This is a genomic window from Haloarcula sp. JP-Z28 (assembly GCF_011440255.1).
In the GTDB taxonomy this organism is placed as follows: domain Archaea; phylum Halobacteriota; class Halobacteria; order Halobacteriales; family Haloarculaceae; genus Haloarcula; species Haloarcula marismortui.
Genome location: NZ_JAAOHT010000015.1, coordinates 1 through 20023, shown reverse-complemented (window position 1 = coordinate 20023; position 20023 = coordinate 1). Strand labels below are relative to the sequence as shown.

Here is a 20023-nt window from a genome sequence, read left to right as displayed (position 1 = left end):
TTCACACCATAGAATTATCGAACCGTCGCGATACATGACGCTGAGCGGGACAGATTACTCAGACTGTGCGGTCTCGACCTTCTCCGCGTACTCCTCCAGCTCGGCAGCCAGTTCGCGGGCCTGTGCCGCCGAGAGCGTCACCGAGTCCGCGTGTGGCTTCACCGCGTCGAGGTCGGTGTTGTCCATCTCCAGTTGGAGTTCGACGTGGTCCGGGTTCTTTCGCGGCGCGGTCACGTTCAGGACAGCCAGAGCCTCCTCCTCGAAGCCGTGGCCTTCTACCTCACCGTCGAGCAGGTCGAAGGTCGTGTACGCGTTGACCTTCATGATGCGGTCGACCATACCGCGTGTTCGCGGCCCGGAGACTTAACGCCCGTTACTCGGCCACGGTCACGCCTTCGTAGCCGACTCGTTCGGCGTCCGCCGCCGCGCGGTCGATGGCCCCGTTGAGGTCGAACTCCCTGACGATTTCCCCATCACGAATCAGTGGTTCCAGTAGCGACTCGGCGTCCGCCGGCCCGTCGCGGTCGGCCAGACCGATGTGATGGCCGCCGTCGGCGGTTCGGTACACCGACTTCGTCCCAGTGAGTTTCCCCCGCTTGGCGGCCGGTTCACCGTCCAGTTCGACAATATCCAGCGCGAAATCCAGCGGGTCGGCGTTGGCGACGTACCCCCCGACGCCGAAGCCGTCGGCCACATCCCGAAGCTCTCGCAGGGTTGTCGGGGTGATACCGCCCGAGAGGAACAGGTCCACGTCCTCGTGGCCGTAGGCGTCCAGCGTCCAGCGTACCTCTCGAACGATGTGGCGGAAGTCCCCACGGCGGGAGCCGGTCGTGTCCAGTCGAACGCCTGTGAGGTCATCGACGGCTTCCGCTGCGCGGAGCGCTTCGTCGGTCTCGTCGCTGTAGGTGTCCGTCAGCGCGATGCGGGGCGTCTCCTCGGGGACGGCGGCGTCGAACGCCTGCCACGCCTGTTCCTGATTACCGCGGCCGAAACAGATCATGAGCGCGTGGGGCATCGTCCCACCAGCGTCCCGGTCGATGACCTCGCCCGCAGCGACGTTCGAGATGCCGTCGAGACCGCCCAACAGCGCTGACCGCTCGACCATCGCACTGATCGATGGGTGGACGTGGCGCGAACCAAAGGAGAGCACCGTCGACTCGGGCGCGGCGTGACGGGCCTCCAGTGCCCGCGTTGCGATACCGGTCGAGTGTGAGAGAAAGCCAAGGAGCGCGGTCTCCAGCCGGCAGAACTCCCGGTACGCCCCCTCGATCCGCATCACTGGGCCGCCGTCGAACAGTTGTCCTTCGGGGAGCGCGTCAACGTCGACGCTCCGTCCTTCGAGCAACTTGGCGGCGTCTTTCAGCCCCGCCAGCAGCTTCCACTGGCCCGTCGCGAACTGATTTGCCGTCACTTCGGCGACCACGTCCGGGTTCTTGCCTGCGTGTTCCAGCGCCTCCATCGTCCGGTCGAAGTAGGCGTCGGTCGCCCGCCCCTCGCGAATCGCCTCTGGCGAGACGACGTCGAACTCCTCTGTCATTAGCTGTCCGTACGACCGGGGGACTGAAAAAGCGGTCCGATTGGTAGGCGTGAGGCGCCGCTCTCAGGGTGCCGCCGTCTCCGGAGGATGGAAGCCGCTTTCTACGGTTCCACAGATAGCCGCCGAGTGTGTCTATCCGCAGTCGCCTTCGCTGGAAACGGTCACGACCCCGTCCTGATTGACAGCGACTATGCAATCCAAGTAGTCGAACCGAACAACTCCCCTGCTCTGCTTGAATAGATTGTCGAGAGCGTCTGGATCAATGACGTTGTACAGTGCCCGGTCCAGCGCAAACTCGTTCACTCCCTTGTAATCCGCGACAGCCGACACGACAGTAGCACTGACGCTTCGTTCGCCACTCCGTGTCCTCGTTGATTTTCTATTCATCAATCTATTCTCAGCCGCGACAATAATAATATTTAAATAACATTTTCCTTAGTGACTGGCTTACTTTCGAGAAAGTCGGTCCTCGGAACTACTGCCGGACGTCCGCGGTCGGCTATGCTTTGGTCGCGGCCCGCATTACTGTCACTGTCATCGGATTCGGCCGCTTCGCGTACTGTCGCACGCTCGGCTATCCGGTGCTCGCCCGCTGACGCGCCGCATTCAGCCTGCTGGCTGGTGAATCTCGTCGAGATTGTTCACTGTCGGGCCGTTGACGATGCGGACGGTCTTGCCGGACCGGACGACGCGGAAGGCGTCGTTGAACTGTGATTCCTCGGGGACGACGTAGACGTTACTCCGGGGCTGGCTGGCGTCGTGTTCCTCGGTCAGCGCCGCCCGATATGCCTGTGCGAACTCGCTGGCGTCCTCCTCAGTATCCCAGCGGGTCTCCCAGACGTACCCGTAGCCGCCGGAGCCGTTGCGGTAGGGCACGACGAGATCACCGCCCCAGCCCGCCGAGATCTCGCTCTCGTAGCTGTAGCGGTCGCCCTCCGTCTGGCCGTTGTGGTACATCATCGCGTAGATCGACGTTTCCCCGACCGTGTCGCCGACCGGGTCGTGGTCGAAGCGGCTCCACTCGTCGGATGAGCGGTCCGCGACGCTGACGTTCACGGGCTCTTCGTCGGGATACTTCTCAGGGTGGAGCACCTGCTCGGTGCTGTCGGGGAAGTCGTCGTGGAGGGCGTCGACGGCGTCCCAGCCGCCGTCAGAGCGCACCTGGTCGACGAACCGCGGCCCGGTGACGTACGGCTGGTAGAGAACGGTGAACAGCCCCTCGTTGTAGCTTGGTTCCTGACTGTCGCCGTCTCCGCCGTCGTTGCCTCCCCCGTCGCTGGTCTGGTCCGGGAGTGCGATACAGCCCCAGCCGTCACCACACTGTCGCTCGTAGAGGATGCGAACATAGTTGGCCTCGCCCTCGGTGACGCCCTGCCGTGACAGTTGCGTGTCCTGCGTTTCCGCGGAGCCGTTCAGCCCGAAGTGCTGGTCCTGCAGGGCGTGAACGAGTTCGTGTGAGAGCGTTCGCCGGTCGATCTGTGGTGTCTCCGTCGGGCTGACGATGACGATTTCATCCTCACTCGGCGAGTAGTAGCCCTGCACTGTCGTCGAAAGCGTGTCGTCGATTTCGTCGCTGCTGCCGGAGTCCTCGCCGATGAGCAGGAGCGCTTCCCACACCTGGTCGTTCCAGGGGTCCTGTGGCCGACTGCTGCCGCCGCTGTTGTTGCCTCCCGAGCGGTTCTGGTACTCTGCCCGGGAGATGACCGAAACCGGGACTGGCTCTTTGAATTCCAAGTCACGGACCTGCTCGACGCGGGCCATCGTCCGGGCGACGACAGCCTCTCGCTCCGTCTCGTTCAGGCCGTCGCCGGTCGTCACTGACACCGAATCGTCGTACCAGTAGCCGCTCTCGTAGCCGATGGCATCGTCACCGGTCGGTGTTGCAGGGTGGTCGCTGCCGCCGAAAGACGGGACCGTACAGCCCGCCAGAACGACCGTCAGGGCGATGAGTAGTTCCTTACGCATCGTGGACCTCTCTCAGTTCGTCGGCTGTCGGTGCGTTCACGACAGTGACCGTGTCCCCGTTGACCCTGACCGAAACAGCGTCGGTGTAGGGACTGCCTTCTTCGATGACCCAGTGGCCTTCAGCGGTTCGAGTGCCGCCCCAGTGGGCAATGACCGCCGCCCAAGCGTCGGCGAACTCGCGGGCATCGGCCTCGCTGGCCCAGGTCGTTTTCCAGACGTAGGCTGTCTCGTCACCGCTGGCGTAGACGTGCATCCGGCCGCCCTGCCAGCCGTCGGTCGCGGGCAGGTCGTAGTTGTACGGGTCGTCGCTGTCCAGTGACCCGTCCTCGTAGTTGATGACGTCCCCCGTCTGGACGACGCTCGACTCGTTGTAGTCATCGGCGATGGTGTATGCCATCGACCCGGCGATGGCGGAGGGCCCGACAACGGCGTAGTCGGGTCGGTCGCGGTCGGTCGAGGGTCTAACCCGTTCCCAGTCGTCGCTGGACCGGTCCGCAAGCGAGACTGACTCGGGTTCCCACTCGGGGTAGCGCTCGGGGTACGTTACCTCAGTGGCCCCATCGGGATGGTCGTCGTAGGCGTCATTGACCGTGCCCCAGCCGCCGCGGTCCCGGAGATTCCCGATCAGGCCAGGGCCGTCGCTGTAGGGGAAATACTTCATGAAGTTGATGCCAAAGTGGCGGTCACCGCCGCCACCGCCGCTCTGGGCGGGCCTGTCGATACAGCGCCATGCCGCACCACAGCGGTCAGTGTAGGTCTGGGTGACGGCGACGGCATCACCTTCGACCACGCCGTTCCGACCCTGCACCTGATCCCGCGTCCGCGCATCACTTTCGAGGCCGAACTGCTGGTCCTGTAGGGCGTGGACAAGTTCGTGGGCCAGCGTCCCCCGGCTTATCGTCGGCGTCTCGGAGTCGCTGACGATGACGATTTCACCGCGCTGGCTGCTGTAGTAACCCAGCACGCTCTCCCCGCGGTTGCTGTTCTGGACGGCGATAGAGTCGCGGTCCTCGCCGATGAAAAACAGCGCCTCGAACTTCACGTTGTCAAACCGACGCAGCGAATCGCCGGTCTCGCCGCCGCCCGTGTTATTGCGGTACTCGGATCGCGAGACGACAGAAACCGGCACTGTCTCCTCAAATTCCAGACCGCGAATTCGCTCGACGCGGGCCATCGTTCGGGCAACGACGGCTTCTCGCTCGGTCTCGTTCAGCCCGTCCTCGGTTGTTACCGACAGCGACTCGTTGTACCAGTAGCCGTTCTCGTAGCCCAACTGGTCCGTCGCAGGCGCTGGCGGGGCGGAGTCGTTGTTCCCGTAGTCGGTCGCGGGTTCGCTTGGCGTCAACTCAGCGTTGCTCGACTCTGTGTCGGGCGACACACTGGGTGCCTGACAGCCCGCAAGTAACAGCGCAACGGCACAGAGAATGACGAGGGCGAAAGGGCGACGCATCTACCTTCACGGTAGGTTACCACAGTGAAAAGTCACACGCTAATCGTGAGTCCATTCGCCGGCCAGAAACAATTTCTGCGTCTGTTTGAGCCGACCCCACCGTGGGAGTAACTTTCGTAGTCGCGCCCTGCCAAGGTTCCCGTATGGAACTCGACCCAGCACAGACCGCCCTGATTGTCGTTGATATGCAGAACGGCTTCTGCCACCCCGATGGGAGCCTCTATGCACCGGACAGCGAAGCAGCCATTGAGCCCTGTGCCGAACTCGTCGACCGTGCCCGCGAAGCCGGCGCGAAGGTCGTATTCACCCGCGACGTGCATCCGCCCGACCAGTTCGAGGACACCCACTACTACGACGAGTTCGACCGATGGGGCGAACACGTCGTCGAAGGGTCCTGGGAGACCGAACTCGTCGATGACCTCGACCCACAGGACGAAGATCTGGTCGTCGTCAAGCACACCTACGACGCCTTCTACCAGACAGAACTGGAAGGGTGGCTCGACGCTCACGGTGTCAAGGACCTGGCTATCTGTGGCACGCTCGCGAACGTTTGCGTGCTCCACACTGCCTCTAGCGCTGGCCTCCGTGACTACCGACCAGTTCTCGTCGAGGACGCCGTCGGCTACATCGAGGACGAGCACCGCGAGTACGCACTGGAGCACGCTGAGTGGCTATTCGGCGAACTGACTGACCGAGACGGCCTCACGTTTGCCTGACGGATGGCTGAAGACCTGGCCTACGAACAGGCGGAGCAGGCCCGCACCGAGCGCTACGGGAAGTCATAGCTACGTAGAGTCGTCACCGGCTGCGGCCCGCTCGACGGTCACGCGTACCTCGTCGCCAACGGACAGGTCGATGCCCTCGCCAACGAGCTTCGCACCGAAGCGCTCGCGGCCACAGAACAGCGCGATACCGGTTATGGGCTCGCCGTTTGCCAGCACGGCCACGTCGTCCCACGCGACCGTACGGCCGTCGGCTGTCCCGACGTGCTGGCCTGCAAGAGCCGCGGCGCCAGCATTATCATCGCCCAGCAGGCCACCGCCCGAGTAGTGGGGCAAGCCGCCGTCGAGAACGCCCGAACCGTCGCCGCCAACATCGTTGGCGATGCCGACGAAGGAGTCACCGGGGGCCGGATGGGCAGGTTCGTCGAGTCGGGCCCACGTTTCGCCGCCGTCAACGACGGTGCCGGTCCCGTCCCAGAACACCGGCGTCACGTCGGCGGCCACGTCGACCGGCAGCGACCCCGACGCCCGGTAGGGGTTCGCATCAGGGTCGCGGAAGCCGAGGTGGATGTGGTTCGGAACCCACGGCGCGAAAAAGCCCGCCCGCACCAGCGCTCCGAGGTCATCGCCGACAGCGACCGTCTCGCCGGGTTCGACGGCCGGGTTGACGTGCAGTAACCGCGCCACAGTGTCGCCGGTATCAATCAAAATGAGGTGGTCGTGCTCGGCCGCGTAGGCCTTTGGTGGGGCCTGAACCGTCTTCGTATCGACGACCTCGCCGGCGACCGGCGACGGCGCACGTTCGCCGTCGGGGTAGAGGTCGATAGCACATCCCTCGTCGTGGGCGTCGAACGGCGAGTTGTACAGGGAGAACCGGTAGTACTGGAAAAGCACATCCCGCGATATCGTGACGGGCATCGACGGCGATTAGGGGTGTATCGGTATGGCTCTGTCGTCCGAAGGTTCAAGAGCTATCCCGGGGCCACCGCTTCGTGTGCGCTGACGACGACCGCGGCGGGGGCAGCGGGTGTGCGACACGTCCCGCCGCGACGGCCATGTGTCGCCTGTTCGCTATCCACCGCTGCGGGGTCACCTGTTGGACCGGCGGACTGTTTTAATCCGACGGGACCGTACCGCTCGGTTATGCGTCTGCTACGGGGCCGCGCCACCGACCCCGAAACCGACTTCGAGCGGACCCGCGAGATAGCCGAAACGGTCGCCGAAGACCGCGAGCCAGCCCTGCGAGTCTGGCGACCGCACAGACAGGTCGCGTTCGGCCGCCGTGACGCGAACAGCGACGGCTATGACCGGGCGTGCCGGGCCGCTCGCGACCGGGGGTACACTGTCATCGAGCGCGCCGTGGGAGGTCGCGCCGTCGCCTACACCGGGTCGACTGTCTCGTTCTCCCTCGCCGTCCCGACCGAGGACCCGCGAGGAACTATTGATGACCGCTACGAGTGGGCTAAAACCGCTGTGCAGCGCGCACTTGAGGACTGCGGCATCACCGCCCGGACCGGGGAACCGGACGCCGCGTTCTGTCCGGGGAGCCACTCGATTCAGGCCGACGGGAAAATCTCGGGGCTCGCCCAGCGTGTCCGCCAGTCCGTCGCTGTTATCGGCGGCATCGTCGTCGTTCGAGACCACGAGGCTATCGCTGAGGTGCTGGCTCCCATCTACGAGTCACTCGATGTCCCGTTCGATCCACAGAGCGTCGGGAGCGTCGCCAACGCTGGGGGGACCGACGACGCTGAACAGGTCATCGCGGCGCTGGAGCGGTCGCTGGCTGATGGCCGCGACGTGTCGGTGAGCGCTATCCGAGAGACTTAGGGGCGCGCCCGGCCGACTGGGCGTATGCTCATCCGTAACGCGACGCTGCTGGACGGCCGTCAGCGGGATGTCCGGGTTCGTGGCGAGTCCATCGCCGAGGTCGGCCGCGACCTCGACGCGTCCGACCAGCACGTTATCGAAGCGACCGGCAAGCGGTTGTTCCCGGGAATGATTGACGTTCATGTCCACTTCCGCCAGCCCGGCTACCCCCACAAGGAGACGTGGGAGAGCGGGTCCCGGTCCGCGGCGGCCGGTGGCGTTACGGCTGTCGTCGACCAGCCAAACACCGACCCGCCAACCATCGACGGCGAGTCGTTCGACCAGAAAGCCGAGTTCGCTGCCGACTCTGTCGTCGACTGGGGTATCAACGGCGGCGTCACGGCCGACTGGATTCCGAACGTCCTCCTGCGCCGTCGGCTGTTCGCACTCGGCGAAGTGTTCCTCGCGGACTCAACCGGTGACATGGGTATCGAGGCCGACCTGTTCGCAGACGCACTGGAAGCTGCCACCGACAACGACGTGCCGGTCACCGTCCACGCTGAGGACGCCGATTACTTCAACGACGACGCCAAGGCCCGCGACGACGCGGATGCCTGGAGCGCGTTCCGGACTGCAAAGGCCGAAGAGAAAGCCGTCGAGCGGGCCTGCGAAGTCGCGCAGAAACACGATGCGACGATACACATCGCGCACACGTCCACCCCGGAGGGTGTTGACATTGCCAGCGAGGCCGGGATGACGACCGAGGTGACGCCACATCACCTGTTGCTCTCTCGGCGCGACCTCTCGGAGCTGGGCACGTTCGGGCGGATGAACCCGCCTCTGCGCCGCGAAAAACGCCGTCAAAAGCTCTACGAGCGCGTCGTGGACGGCACCGTCGATATGATCGCGACGGACCACGCGCCACACACCCGCGAGGAGAAAGACGCCGGCATTTGGGACGCGCCGTCGGGCGTCCCCGGTGTCGAGACGGTCCTCCCGCTCCTACTGGCTGAAGCTCGTGACCCGGACAGCGGGCTCACCTACGAGCGTGTTCGGGACCTCACTGCACGCAACCCGGCCGACGTGTTCGACATCCCACAGAAGGGTGCCATCGAAGCCGGCAAGGACGCCGACCTCGTGCTCGTCGACACGACCGAGACGAGTGAGATCAGCGGTGCGGCGCTCCACTCGAAATGCGACTGGACGCCGTTCGAGGGCCACGATGCGGTGTTCCCTGAATGGACGATGGTCCGGGGGACGGTCGTCTACGAGCGCGGCGACGCGCTGGAAGCCGACGACAGCACTGCTCAAGAGGACGTGTTCTACGATCATCAGGGCGAAAACGTCCGCGGTGCGGACAGCGAGCGGCTAGAGTAACGCCGCGACGACTGACGTCCCAACCATTATCCCGCCGCCACCGCCACAGAGCCGGGCCATTGCCCGCCGCGAATCGCGTTCGGTCCAGTTGCTTCGCGTGTCCATGTGTTCCTGCATAGCTTCGATGCCGCGGCCGGCGAGTATCGACCCAGACCAGCCCAGCAGGCCAAAGCCGAACACCAGCGCGCCGAGGGCGAACACCGTCGCTTCACTCGACCGCGCATCACCGGTGTAGAGCGTCCAGCCTGCCATTCCCAGGCTACCAAGCAGGAGGCCGACGACCAGTCCGCTCCCCACCAGTCGTGCACGGACCGCGACGTACTGCCGGAGTGGCGGTGGGTCACCACGCTGGGCCATCAGTCAATCGCGTCGCGCATCCGCGGATCGAGTGCGTCGCGCATCCCGTCACCGAGCAGATTGAACCCGAGCACGGTGATTGCGAGGAACAGCCCTGGGAAGAAGGAGAGCCACCACTCGCCGGTCAGGAGTCCGTTCTCGACACCGCGGGATAGCATCAGGCCCCACGATGGCGTCCCTGCCTGCGCACCGAACCCGAGGAACGACAGCGCAGCGAGGTCGATAATGGCGAGTCCAAAGTTCAGCGTGGACTGGACGGTAATTGGCGCGAGCGTGTTCGGCAGGATGTGCCGGATCAGAACTCGCGGATCAGTCGCGCCAAGCGCGACCGTGGCGTCGACGTACTCGTCTTCGAGCACTTTGAGCGCGGCACCGCGGACAACCCGGGCGAACCGCGGCGTGTACACCAGCACGAGCGCCACCACGGCCCGCCAGAGCCCCAGGTCCCGTGGGAAGATGGCGACCAGCGCGAGGGCGAGCAACAGTGGCGGGAACGCCAGCAGCACATCCATCGTCCGCATGATGACGTTGTCGGTCACATCGCCGTAATACGCCGCAATAATCCCCAGGCCGACACCAACGGTCGTCGAGGTCCCAACCGTGATCGTCCCGAACTTCAGGGCCAACCACGCACCGTATAGGCTCCGCTTGTAGATGTCACGGGCCGCCGCGTCCGTGCCGAACAGTTGCTGGTTCGCCGGAGCGGGACCGAGCCAGCCGGGCGGCGCGCGGTCGGCGATTTCGGTGCCGAGCTGCGAGCTCGTAAGCGCGCCGAAGTCGTAGGTCACGCGGGCGTAGATGGCGACAGCGGCCATGCTGAGGATAATCGTCAGCCCGACGACGGCGAGGCGGTTCGTCAGCAGGTCGGCGAGGAACGGGGACGCCCGCAGGCGTCCCAACGTGCCCCGTGTCTCGGTGTCCGTACTCATTGTTGAATCCGTGGGTCGAGATAGCTATAGGTGACATCGACGAAGAGGTTCACGAGCGTGAACAGCAGGGCGAAGGTGAGCACCGTTCCCTGAACCACCGGGTAGTCAGAGACGCCGATGGCGGTGACGATAGTCAGCCCCATCCCGTTGATACCGAACACGGTTTCGGTCAGGACTGCCCCGCCCAGCAGCGTGCCGAACTGGATGCCGATGACGGTGACGACCGGAATCAGCGCGTTCCGGAAGCCGTGTTTCATCAGCGTGATCTTCGCGCCCTGCCCTTTCGCCCGCGCGGTCCGGATGTAGTCCTGACGGATGACTTCGAGCATCGAGGAGCGCATCATCCGGGAGATGAGCGCCGTCGAGTAGACGCCGATGACCACCGCCGGCAGGAACAGGTGATGGGCCGCCGAGAGGAACGCCTCGGTGTTTCCAAGCAGGATCGTATCGAGCGTTATCATCCCGGTCAGGGGCAGCTCACGGCCGAACAGCGTCCAGGTGTCGGGCAGGAACAACGTCGACTTGATGCGGCCACTGGTCGGGAACACATCGAGATACGTCGAGAACAGCAGGATGAGCAACGGTCCGGACCAGAATATCGGGACCGAGATACCAGTCAGCGCCCCGATCCGAGTGACGTGGTCCGTCAGTGAGTCCTGCTTGACCGCGGAGATGATGCCCAGTGGCAGTCCGAGCAGGATGCCCGCCGCCTGGCCGTAAATCGCGAGTTCGAGCGTGATGGGGAGTCGGTCCGAGATGACCGAGCGGACGCTGTTCCCGCGGCTGATGCTGTAGGACTGGCCGAAGTCGAACCGCGCTGCGTCCCACAGGAAGCTCAAGTACTGTTCCCAGAGCGGCCGCCGAAGTCCCAGCTCAACACGTATCTGTTCTAGCTGTTCGGCCGACGCTCGCTGGCCGGCAATAATGATAGCCGGGTCCCCCGGAGCCAGGTGGAGGATCGCGAAGACGACCGATGCGACGCCGAACAGGACTGGGATGAGCAACAGCAGCCGCTTGATGACGAACCGTGGCGGTACCACCGGCTCGACCAGCCTGAAAAGAAACTGTGTCCAGTTCATTCGAAAGTTCTCTTAGAGCGCTACTGCAGCTCGACCGTGTTAAGATACGGGCCACCGACAGAGCTGACGGTGTAGGAGTCTTCAACGACAGTCTCGTTGACTGCTCTGAGCGTCTCGGCGTAGTCGAGGAACACCCACGGAGACTCGTCGTAGGCTAGCTGGCTGGCCTCTTCGTACATCGTCTCGCGGTCGCCCTCCGCGTAGGTCCGCTGGGCTTCCCGGACGAGTTCCATGTAGTCGGTGTTGGCCCATCCGGACACGTTGAGGGTGTTGTACCCGTCGGAATCGAAACTGACCCAGTCCTGCCCGTCGGGGACGGCGTCCATCTCCACCTGCGGGTCCAGCAGGACGTACAGGAAGTTGTCCGGATCGGCGTTGTCGGTGTACCAGCCGAGGAAACACGCGTCGTGTTTCCCGGCCGACGTGTAGTCCAGATACGGCCCGAAGTTGGAGAACTGGTTGATGTTGACCGTCAGACCGATCTCTTCTAGGTCTGATTTCACCTGATTCGCCGTGTTGACCGGGCTGGGGTTGTATCCCCGAGGGTTCGAGAACGTCGCGAGTTCGAACTCGAAGCCGTCGCCGTAGCCCGCCTCTTCGAGCATCGATTGCGCCTGCTCCTTGTCCGTCGGATACGGGTCGAGGTCGTCGTTGTGTCCGAGCACGTCCGGCGGGAGCGGCTGGGAGGCCTGCGTTGCAAAGCCCTGATAGATCTGGTTGACGATGGCCTCGGTGTTGACAGCGTGGGCGATGGCCTGGCGGACCTGCCGGTCCCGGAACGGCTCGAATCGGGCCATGTTCATCGCCATGTAGCCGTGGTTGATGCCGTCCTTCCGCAGCAGCGTCGCCGTTCCGCTTTCCTCGGCGCGCTGGAATCCGGAGGAGTCGAGATTGTCCGTGATGTGTGAGGCCCCGTTGATGACGTCCTGCACTCGCGTGCTGTTTTCGGTGATGGTCTTGAAGATGACCGTCCCGACGTTCGGGCCGTCACCCCAGTAATCGTTGTTGGCCGTCAACCGAATACGCTCGTTCGGGTTGTCAAGGGTATCGAACTGGAAGGCTCCAGTGCCTGCGGGTTCACTTCCGAGGTCGGCCTGACTGTCGCCCAGCGATTCGATCTGGGCTTTCGAGAGGACTGCCGAGGCGAACATCGCGAGGTTCCGCAGGAACGGCGCGAACTGCTGTGTAAGCTCGATTGTCAGCTCGTAGTCCTGACTCGCGTCGACGCTTTCGATCCAGTCGCCAAGCGTGAACGGACCGTACCCCGACCGGGTATCATCGCCGAGGTAGTACTCGTAGTCGCTCTGGGTGAACCGCTGCCAGGTCGCCTTGAAGTCTGACGCGGTGAACTCCTCGCCGTTGTGGAACATCACACCCTCTCGGAGGGTCAGCGTTGCGGTGGTTCCCTCGAGAGTGTAGTCGGTTGCGAGCGCGTCTTCGAGCTGGCCGCCGCTCCCGGCTGCGAACTGGATGAGGGTGTCAAACACCTGATTGGTGACCTTCGCCACCTCGCCGCTGGTTGACTGCTGTGGGTCGTAGTTTTCGGGGTGGTCACCGCGGGCGTACACGAGCGTCTGGTCGCTTCCACCGTCGCCGCCGTCGCTACTGTTCCCATCTCCACCGTCTCCACCTTCGGTTCCGCCACCATCACCGCCGTCGCCGGAACAACCTGCGAGCGTTGCGGCTGCCGCGGCACTGCCGGCCGCGGTAAGGAAGCTTCGTCTGTCGATAGAATCACCGGATGACATGGGACTTTGTTCAAACAGATCTATTATAATTGTACCGGATAGAACAATGATTCTGCTATATATCTCCTGAGAGTTATGTGCAGCTAAGTAATATTATTCAGGTACTGTCGCTGTCATTCTGGTCGTAAAGGTGACACGCTGCTGGGTGGGAGTCCGGCTGGAGTTCGGGGTGCTGTGTCTCACAGACGCTCTCGAATCGATCCTGTAGCACCGATGCGGCGGCGTCCCAGTCCTCGTCCGCGAGATGCTCAATCGACGTTTCGACGACGCGGCGGTTCTCTCCGGCCAGGTCCGTTTCGAAGAACCGGTCGAACATCGTCTGTTTGAACGCGGACATCGGCACCTGTCCCCTGCCGCTCGGCGGCTCGGTGAGGTTCGCGCCGCCGTCCGTCGCCGCTGTGGCGCTGTCGGCGTCTCCGGCCTGCTCCCGAACTGCATCGATGGAGATGGCCTCGTCCTCGACCCGTTGCCGGTAGTCCATTACCTCGCGGTACGTCTCCTGCTCGATGTCGATATCTGGTGGGATGACCTCGGGACAGCGAGTCCGGAAGTGACAGCCCGACGGTGGGTCAATCGGTGATGGAACGTCGCCCTTCAGCAGTATCCGGTCGGCTTCCACGGTCGGGTCCGGTTCCGGAATCGCCGACATGAGCGCTCGCGTATAGGGGTGTTTCGGGTCCGCAAACAGGTCCGGCGTGTCGGCGACTTCGACTACCTCGCCGAGATACATCACCGCGACGCGGTCACAGATGTGGCGAACCACGCTCAGATCGTGAGCGATGAACAGATACGTCAGGCCGAACTCATGCTGGAGGTCCTCCAGGAGATTGATTATCTGGGCCTGCACGCTCACGTCCAGCGCCGAAACGGGCTCGTCACAGACGATGAAATCGGGGTCGACTGCGAGCGCGCGGGCGATGCCGACGCGCTGGCGCTGCCCGCCGGACAGTTCGTGCGGGTAGCGGTCGTACTGGTCTGGGTCGAGTCCCACCGCCTCCATGAGGTCCGCCACGCGCTCGACCCGCTGCTCGCGGCGTGAGCCGTCACCGGTGTCTTCCGGGAGGTCATGAATTTTCAGCGGCTCCATAATCGTCTGGCCGACGGTCATCCGTGGGTCGAGGCTGGACATCGGGTCTTGGAAAATCATCTGCAGGTCCCGACGCACCTCTCGCAGGCCACTTTTATCAAGCTCCGAAAGGTCTTGCCCGGCGAAAACTACTTTCCCATCTGTCGGTTCGAGTAGCCGGAGGATGGTTCGCCCGGTCGTCGATTTCCCACAGCCGGACTCGCCGACGAGCCCCAGCGTCTCGCCCTCGTAGATGTCCATCGAGACGCCGTCGACGGCCTTGACTGACTCCGGCTCGCGTCCAATGTACTTGTCCAGCAGGTCGTCGGCCCGCGAGAAGTGTTTTTTCAGCCCGTCGACTTCCATGAGCTGTCTGTCCGTTCGCGTCGTCTCCGTCGCGGCAACGCCGGTGTCGCCGGTGCCGTACTCGCTCGTGTCGAACGATTCGTGGATGCACTTCGAGCGGTGGGTGACATCGTCCGGACCGTGCTGGAGAGACGGAATCTCGCCCTCACGACACTCGGGTTCGGCCCACGGACAGCGGTCGGCGAAGTGGCAGCCACTGGGCATGTCGATGAGGCTGGGGACGTTCCCTTCGATTGGCGTCAGTCGCTCTGTCCCCTCGCCCGGTATCGATTCGAGGAGCGTGTACGTGTACGGGTGTGATGGGTTCTGGAATATCTCCTCGACCGGCCCTTCCTCGACGATTTCGCCGGCGTACATCACGGCGACGCGGTCGCAGGTCTCCGCGACGACGCCGAGGTCGTGCGTGATGAACAGCACCGACATCCCGAGGTCCGCCTGCAGGTCGTCGATGAGGTCCAGAATCTGCGCCTGAATGGTCACGTCGAGCGCCGTCGTCGGCTCGTCGGCGACCAGCAGCTTCGGGCGACACGCCAGCGCGATGGCGATGAGCACGCGCTGGCGCATCCCGCCGGAGAACTCGTGGGGGTACTCGTTGACACGGTCGGCCGGTTCCGGGATACCGACCTCCTCCAGCAGCGAGATAACGTCAGACCGGATCTCTTCGTCCATCTCGCTGCCCCGGCTGATCGAGGGCGTGATCTCACGGACGGCGTTGAACCACGAGTCGTTTCGCTTGCTCCCGTACCGGTGAAGGCGCAGGCTCTCCGCGACCTGTTCCCCGACCGTTATCGCGGGATTCAGCGAGGTCATCGGGTCCTGGAAGATCATCCCCATATCGCCGCCGCGGATGTCCCGCATCACCCGCTCCGGGGCTGCCGTCAGGTCAACGTAGCCGTCGGTAATCGTGACGGGCGCGTCACCGGTCTCCGGGAGGGCCTTCTTTGGGGCTTCCTGAATGAACTGCTTTGCCAGCGTCCGGTCATCGGTCGTCGTCTCAAGCGACGCGGGGAGCCGACTCCGGTCGACCGTCGCCGCGTCGATGGTGATGAAGCCGCTGCCCTCGTCGGCTGTCCGTACTGCCTTCGGATACTGCCGGGACAGCCGTGTGACTGTCCCAAGTGCGCCAAACCGGATCTGCCCGCCGGCGATGTGTCCGGGCTCGTCGACGATATCCATTGCCGATAACGCTGTGACAGATTTCCCCGATCCGGATTCGCCGACCAGACCGACGGTTTCCCCCTCCCTGACAGTGAGGTCGATGCCGTCGACGGCTTTGACGGTGCCGCGGTCCGTCTCGAACTGGGTACGGAGGTCAGATAATGTTAAGAGGTCGCGCATCTGTCCCCTTCTTCTCAAAATACCAGTAAAACTGTTGTGCCACTGTCCCACCAACAATTTATCCCGGCCGCCGCCACACTCGACGTATGAACGACCCTGCCGACCCCGAATCTAACCCCTTCGACCGTGTCGTCGGTCACTGGGAGCAGGTCATCGAGGATATGGCTGCGACGGCCACACAGTACCGAGACGACGGGCGCGAGGCTATCGAACTCCACCCCGGCGACGTGACGGTGCTGACCGGTGAGCCGCGGACGATGGCCGAACAGACCGGCGAGTACGAGCCCGAAACCCGGCGACTCGGCTTTGATGTCGTGGTTCCCGGCGATGAGTTCCGGCGCGTCGCCGACGCGCTCGAAGACCGCACCGTCGACCGCTCCGAGGTGTTTCGGGCGACCGACGACGGGATGGTGTTCCTGCTTGTCGCGCTGGAATGTGGCGACGACCTCGCCGTGCTCGTGCCGCTATACTACGACCGGACCGAGCGCGCGGACCTCTCGCAGGTCGCCGCCGACCACGGACTGTACTCGCATATCCGACCGCTCAGCGACGACGAGGTAGTTACCGTCACTCACGAGGACCCTGAGCCGTTCTTCCCTGACTGAACGCCAGTCTAAGACCGGTCCCCAGTTGCGTGACTATGACTGCTCACGCACCTGGGTCAATCGGTACGCCGGCACGTCGAAGGCGATGCCATAGAGCACCCGGTTACCGATGACACCGACACCGAAGCCCGAGAGGACGGCCGCGAGTACGAGTGTTATCGGCGCATCGGAGAGCGTTACGAGGCCGGCAACAGCCCCGGCAAGCACGACGAACGACGCCAGTGCGGCGACCTCCGGATAGACGCCCGGGACTGCGTCGTGTTCGACGACAGCCACTGCGATACCCGTCAGGAGACCGAACCCGACAACTACCGGCAGTACGTCGAACAGGGCTGTCCCTGCCTCAGCATAGCCAAGCACCGCGCCGCCGATGCCGATGGCCAGGTCGGTCCGTAGCACTTTCTGTGTCGCTTCGTGGACCGACATCGACGGCTGGGCGTCGGGGTCGATGTCGTCCATCTCAGCCGTGGCTACTCGTCAGCTTGGAATTCATTGCCACACTCCGGACAACACACCTCGTCGTGTCGCAGCGCCGCCGACTGCTCGCGGACCTCCCGCATCACCGAGGAGATCCGGTCTTCGGCCTCCATCTCGTCCTCGACGGCGAGGTCGACACCCTCGACTTCGAGGAGGAATTTTGCGACCTCGGTGGCCTCGTACATCACGTCGTCAAGGTCCTCAGCGGTGAAGAAGTCACACATCGCGCCATAGAGGAACGTTGCGCCGGCCTTCCGGACTTTGTCCTCGAAGGCAGCGCGGGCCTGATTGACCGCCTGTGGCGTGTACGTGTCCGTCATGAACGGGACGAGTTCTGGGAGGTTCTCCCCGATTTTCGTCATCTCGACGCCAGTTTCGGTCCGGAAGTCAGCACAGAGGCGGGCGATGGCCCACTCGCGGGCGGTGATGTACGTCCGGTCCCGGAGGAAATCGTTCGCGCGGTCGTAGGTCCCGCCCTCGATTTTCTTGAAGCGGTCGTACTTTTGTACGTCGGACGGGACGTCACTGGCTTCAGAAACCGCTGTCCCGCTGGTTGGCTCAGCCGGTGCTGTCTGTTCAGTGGCCGCAGGGCCGTTGTCCGTGGCGTCGGCCTCGTCGGCCCCGTCATCCGCGGCCGCCGGGTCGTCCGGCTGGTGGCCGGCCGAACCGTCGTCTGCCGCCTCGACATCCGTCTCGTCCGGCGGTGCGCCCTCAGTCATAGCCGAGCATGCGTGCCCGCGGTGAAAAAGGGTATCGCCGCCGCCCCGCTGTCATGGTCTTTCCCCGACAGTTCAGCCGGGTGGCTTTTTTACCGCTCCCATGCATGGCCCGACTATGAAAATACTGCTCGGTGTCGGAGGCAGCGAACTGTCCTACCAGGCACTGACCGAAACACTCGACCGCGTCGCGGAAACAGGCGACGAACTGACCGTCGCTGCCTTCGACAACGAAGACAACGACGCCGACCTCGAAGCGGTCCAGCAACGGATACAGGAGCGTATCGACGAAAGCGGGCTCGAACCCCCGCTTCGCCGTGTCGAAGGCACCTCACCGGGAAGTGAGCTGGTGAACATCGCTGAGAGCGAAGGGTTCGATAGAATCGTCCTCGGCGGCGGCGGCCGCTCGCCGCTCGGAAAGATACAGCTCGGCCCCATTGTCGAGTTCGTCCTGCTGAACGCACAGACGCCGGTGACTCTCATCCGATGACTCGCACCTACCCAGACGAACCCGCCGAAGAGTTCCCACAGCCACCGCGGACGATCACCGACCGCGAGGACCGCTCCATCGACGTCATCCCTGCGGACGACGCCGATACGGAGAGCCTCGTCGAGATGTACCTCGACTTCGACCCCGCCGACCGGGCGCAAGGCATCCCACCGGTCAAAGAGGAAGCTATCCGCGAGTGGCTCGACACGATCCTCGACGGCGACTGTGTCAACGTCGTTGCCAAACACGACGACACTGTCGCCGGCCACGCGACGCTAGTCCCGGACAACGAGGACGAGCACGAACTCGCTATCTTCGTGTTACAGGCCTACCAGGGTGCTGGTATCGGGACAGCGCTGGTCGAGACGCTGCTGGGTCAGGGACAGAGTAAAGGCATCGACCATGTCTGGCTCACCGTCGAGCGGTGGAACGACCCGGCGATCTCGCTGTACGAGAAGGTCGGGTTCGAGATCAGTAGCGCCGAGAGCTTCGAAATAGAGATGGCGATCCGAATCTAAACGGTGAGGACCGGCTGGCTAGCGTATTCGATGACGTAGATCGCCGCGCGCCCGACGGCCTCTTCGCTTCCTTCCTCGCGTGGGACGACGATAAAATCCGAATCGAGGTCCTCCGCCACGTCGAGGACGACGCTGCCCGGCGTCTGCATGAGTCGTGTCTCTGAGAACGCGGTCGCGGACGACGTTTCGAACACGCCGTCGTGTGCGTCGCGGAACCGGTCTCGGATGTTCTCGGTGAACGCCTGGTGCTCCTCGGCGATCGCGGTCGCGCTCACGTCGCCGCTATCGATATCCTGGTGAAGTCGTTCGTCGATGACGAACAGCAGGTGGAGGTCGGCGTCATACCGCTCCGCAACGGCGATCGCGTACTCGGCCGCTCGTTCCGACTGGTCGCTGCCGTCGACCGGCGCGAGTACGAGGTCGATATCCATCACTCGCCACTGTGACCCCGGTCGGCAAAAATCCACCGGGGTTCGAGCCGGTAACGTCGTGTCATATGGCGAGTCCCTCGCCGTGACCAACAGTGTATTTAGTCGCGGCTTCGATGCGTGGTGTATGTTCGATACGGTGGTCATCGCCACGGACGGCTCCGGCAGCGCAGAGCGGGCCGTCGAGGCGGCGCTGGACCTGGCAGCACGCTTCGACGCAACTGTCCACGGGCTGTACGTCGTCGACACCGGCGAGGTTGAGACGACTCCCGAAGAGGTCCGCGAGGCGCTGGAGCGCGCGCTGGCGACCACTGGCGGCCGCGCCCTCTCGTTCATTCTGGAGGCCGCCGACGCCGAAGCAGACGAGGAACTCGTCACTGCTGTTCGGGAGGGCGACCCGGCCGACGAAATCTGCACGTACGCAATGGAACACGACGCCGATGTCATCGTCAGCGGGACCCGTGGCCGCCACGGCGAACACGGCTATCTGCTGGGCAGTGTCGCCGAGGAACTCGTCCGGGAGGCTCCCATGCCGGTGCTGACGGTCCGCCAGCTCGAAGGCGAACCAAACCCCGAGCGCGAGGGCGTGTAACGGAACCCGACGGCTTCTTGACGCCCCACCCGCTTGCTGTGGCATGGACGATTGGCTCATCGACGACGACCGCCTCTCTATCGGCCGCAAATCTGTACTCCCCGGTGAGGGGTTTTTTATTCCGGATTCCTACGAAGAAGAGCAAGCCGAAGCCGAAGCCGCAGAGACGCTGACCGACGCTGGCGTCATTGTTATCGCCGACCCGGACGCTGACGGACTGGCCTGTACCGCGCTGATTCGTGAAGCTCACGGCGAAGGCGCGCTGCTGCCCGCCGGCCCGCATGAACTCACGGAGGCGCTCGAATGGACCGCCGAGTACGCCGACCCCGACGCGACCGTCTTCATCTGTGACCTCTGTCCCGACCGCGAGTCCGACATCGCCCCGCTCGATTCACTGGTCGACACCGCCGAGCGGGTCGTCTGGTTCGACCACCACCAGTGGCCCGACGACCTCGCC

At 64.0% G+C, this 20023-nt stretch carries 21 protein-coding genes and 1 pseudogene; 8 read left to right on the top strand and 14 right to left on the bottom strand.

All coding sequences use genetic code 11. From position 1 onward, the window contains the following. Positions 1 to 54: 54 nt before the first annotated feature. The 5 genes from G9463_RS08340 to G9463_RS08320 all read right to left on the bottom strand — a co-directional run bounded on the left by G9463_RS08340 (position 55) and on the right by G9463_RS08320 (position 4952). On the bottom strand, positions 55 to 339 hold the full coding sequence (locus G9463_RS08340) for a DUF6360 family protein (RefSeq protein ID WP_004958849.1): 285 nt from the start codon (positions 337 to 339) through the stop codon (positions 55 to 57). A 34-nt stretch (positions 340 to 373) separates the two neighbouring features. After that, positions 374 to 1537: a nicotinate phosphoribosyltransferase gene (locus G9463_RS08335; RefSeq protein WP_165896452.1), complete on the bottom strand. Its 1164-nt coding sequence runs from the start codon at positions 1535 to 1537 to the stop codon at positions 374 to 376. Positions 1538 to 1669: 132 nt separating this feature from the next. Continuing rightward, positions 1670 to 1924, bottom strand: a complete 255-nt coding sequence (locus G9463_RS08330; RefSeq protein WP_011224104.1) for a HalOD1 output domain-containing protein — start codon at positions 1922 to 1924, stop codon at positions 1670 to 1672. Positions 1925 to 2143: 219 nt separating this feature from the next. After that, positions 2144 to 3502 (bottom strand): Hvo_1808 family surface protein, encoded by a 1359-nt coding sequence (locus G9463_RS08325; protein WP_165896451.1) that lies wholly within the window; start codon positions 3500 to 3502, stop codon positions 2144 to 2146. Next, a complete protein-coding gene (locus G9463_RS08320; RefSeq protein WP_165896450.1) occupies positions 3495 to 4952 on the bottom strand; it encodes an Hvo_1808 family surface protein in 1458 nt (485 codons plus the stop codon). The genes G9463_RS08325 and G9463_RS08320 overlap by 8 nt, the downstream gene beginning before the upstream one ends. A gap of 143 nt (positions 4953 to 5095) precedes the next feature. Here G9463_RS08320 and G9463_RS08315 point away from each other — a divergent pair, with 143 nt between their 5' ends. Next, the gene (locus G9463_RS08315; RefSeq protein WP_165896449.1) at positions 5096 to 5668 is read left to right on the top strand and encodes a cysteine hydrolase family protein; all 573 of its coding nucleotides are present in this window, start codon (positions 5096 to 5098) and stop codon (positions 5666 to 5668) included. A 69-nt stretch (positions 5669 to 5737) separates the two neighbouring features. Here G9463_RS08315 and G9463_RS08310 read toward each other — a convergent pair whose 3' ends face one another. Continuing rightward, entirely contained in the window at positions 5738 to 6592 is an 855-nt protein-coding gene (locus G9463_RS08310; protein WP_165896448.1) for a hypothetical protein, read from the bottom strand. A 225-nt stretch (positions 6593 to 6817) separates the two neighbouring features. Between G9463_RS08310 and G9463_RS08305 the strand changes: the two genes are divergently transcribed. Beyond that, on the top strand, positions 6818 to 7501 hold the full coding sequence (locus tag G9463_RS08305; protein WP_165896447.1) for a lipoate--protein ligase family protein: 684 nt from the start codon (positions 6818 to 6820) through the stop codon (positions 7499 to 7501). Between the two features lie 24 nt (positions 7502 to 7525). Then, a complete protein-coding gene (locus G9463_RS08300; RefSeq protein ID WP_165896446.1) occupies positions 7526 to 8857 on the top strand; it encodes a dihydroorotase in 1332 nt (443 codons plus the stop codon). Here the strand turns inward: G9463_RS08300 and G9463_RS08295 are convergent. The 5 genes from G9463_RS08295 to G9463_RS08275 form a co-directional block, all read right to left on the bottom strand. Then, positions 8849 to 9214, bottom strand: a complete 366-nt coding sequence (locus G9463_RS08295) for a hypothetical protein (RefSeq protein WP_165896445.1) — start codon at positions 9212 to 9214, stop codon at positions 8849 to 8851. The two genes, G9463_RS08300 and G9463_RS08295, sit on opposite strands and share 9 nt — an antisense overlap. Next, on the bottom strand, positions 9214 to 10143 hold the full coding sequence (locus G9463_RS08290) for an ABC transporter permease (protein ID WP_004958818.1): 930 nt from the start codon (positions 10141 to 10143) through the stop codon (positions 9214 to 9216). The genes G9463_RS08295 and G9463_RS08290 overlap by 1 nt, the downstream gene beginning before the upstream one ends. After that, the gene (locus tag G9463_RS08285) at positions 10140 to 11222 is read right to left on the bottom strand and encodes an ABC transporter permease (protein WP_193569571.1); all 1083 of its coding nucleotides are present in this window, start codon (positions 11220 to 11222) and stop codon (positions 10140 to 10142) included. The genes G9463_RS08290 and G9463_RS08285 overlap by 4 nt, the downstream gene beginning before the upstream one ends. A gap of 20 nt (positions 11223 to 11242) precedes the next feature. Next, complete coding sequence (locus G9463_RS08280) at positions 11243 to 12970, bottom strand: ABC transporter substrate-binding protein (protein WP_165896443.1); 1728 nt, start codon at positions 12968 to 12970, stop codon at positions 11243 to 11245. A 97-nt stretch (positions 12971 to 13067) separates the two neighbouring features. Beyond that, entirely contained in the window at positions 13068 to 15740 is a 2673-nt protein-coding gene (locus tag G9463_RS08275; RefSeq protein ID WP_165896442.1) for an ABC transporter ATP-binding protein, read from the bottom strand. An 86-nt stretch (positions 15741 to 15826) separates the two neighbouring features. Between G9463_RS08275 and G9463_RS08270 the strand changes: the two genes are divergently transcribed. Then, positions 15827 to 16345, top strand: a complete 519-nt coding sequence (locus tag G9463_RS08270) for a hypothetical protein (RefSeq protein ID WP_004958806.1) — start codon at positions 15827 to 15829, stop codon at positions 16343 to 16345. 33 nt (positions 16346 to 16378) lie between these two features. On the opposite strand, the gene G9463_RS08265 is transcribed toward G9463_RS08270, so the two are convergent. Next, positions 16379 to 16804 carry a hypothetical protein gene (locus G9463_RS08265; RefSeq protein WP_004958803.1) on the bottom strand — a complete coding sequence of 142 codons (426 nt, stop codon included), beginning with the start codon at positions 16802 to 16804 and terminating at the stop codon, positions 16379 to 16381. A gap of 11 nt (positions 16805 to 16815) precedes the next feature. After that, a complete protein-coding gene (locus G9463_RS08260) occupies positions 16816 to 17541 on the bottom strand; it encodes a DUF5806 family protein (RefSeq protein WP_007189328.1) in 726 nt (241 codons plus the stop codon). Between the two features lie 115 nt (positions 17542 to 17656). On the opposite strand from G9463_RS08260, the gene G9463_RS08255 reads away from it, so the two are divergent. Together G9463_RS08255 and G9463_RS08250 are read left to right on the top strand one after the other, a co-directional pair. Then, complete coding sequence (locus tag G9463_RS08255) at positions 17657 to 18028, top strand: universal stress protein (RefSeq protein WP_165896441.1); 372 nt, start codon at positions 17657 to 17659, stop codon at positions 18026 to 18028. After that, on the top strand, positions 18025 to 18546 hold the full coding sequence (locus G9463_RS08250; protein ID WP_004958795.1) for a GNAT family N-acetyltransferase: 522 nt from the start codon (positions 18025 to 18027) through the stop codon (positions 18544 to 18546). The genes G9463_RS08255 and G9463_RS08250 overlap by 4 nt, the downstream gene beginning before the upstream one ends. Here the strand turns inward: G9463_RS08250 and G9463_RS08245 are convergent. Beyond that, positions 18543 to 18977 carry a universal stress protein gene (locus G9463_RS08245; RefSeq protein WP_004958792.1) on the bottom strand — a complete coding sequence of 145 codons (435 nt, stop codon included), beginning with the start codon at positions 18975 to 18977 and terminating at the stop codon, positions 18543 to 18545. The two genes, G9463_RS08250 and G9463_RS08245, sit on opposite strands and share 4 nt — an antisense overlap. Positions 18978 to 19101: 124 nt before the next feature. Between G9463_RS08245 and G9463_RS08240 the strand changes: the two genes are divergently transcribed. Beyond that, on the top strand, positions 19102 to 19566 hold the full coding sequence (locus tag G9463_RS08240; protein ID WP_004958790.1) for a universal stress protein: 465 nt from the start codon (positions 19102 to 19104) through the stop codon (positions 19564 to 19566). 43 nt (positions 19567 to 19609) lie between these two features. Next, positions 19610 to 20023, top strand: a pseudogene (locus G9463_RS08235) (recombinase RecJ); the annotation flags it as partial.